1 protein-coding gene is annotated in these 506 nt (G+C 66.8%); it reads right to left on the reverse strand.

The features are described 5' to 3' along the window. The coding region (locus WU80_RS25705) for a PPE domain-containing protein (protein ID WP_156349782.1) at positions 1-75 on the reverse strand (75 nt) is incomplete at its 3' end. Positions 76-506 lie beyond the last annotated feature (431 nt).

A 506-nucleotide genomic window follows, 5' to 3' on the forward strand; every position in this document is an offset into this window, starting at 1 on the left:
CGACGCCGCAGTCATCAACGACCCCGACCCCGGACCGGCATAAATCTTCGCCGACGTAACCTCCGGCGGAAGCATCCCGAAATCAAACACGAATTACCCCTTAACCCGTCGTATTGAATGACGATAATGCGCTTGCGGCCGGCTGACCGGCCCGGAGCCCGTGGCGGCGGCAACGGCCGGACGGGAACGCGTCCGGCCTGGTCGCCGCGGCCGGGTTAACCCGGCATTGGCCATGCGTTGGGCGGCCGGCCGCTCGTTCGCCATGAGCTGGGAAGAGAACCCCGGTGCGGCGACCCCCATTCATCGCCCGGCCGAAACCGAAGCCGCGTGCCCCAGGAGCGGGCCGGCCTGGACCCGATCGGCTTTCGATAAAATCGCGCCGCGAATAAATGGAATGGCGTGTTTTCATGCTGCCGCTATCCGGCCGAGGGTGGTCGGGTGAGCACGCTGTAGCGGAATCCGTATTTGTGCGAGTAGCCCGCGGCGGCGCCGGCGCGGCGGCCCAT

The organism is Mycobacterium sp. UM_11 (assembly GCF_001414075.1).
Classification (GTDB): domain Bacteria; phylum Actinomycetota; class Actinomycetes; order Mycobacteriales; family Mycobacteriaceae; genus Mycobacterium.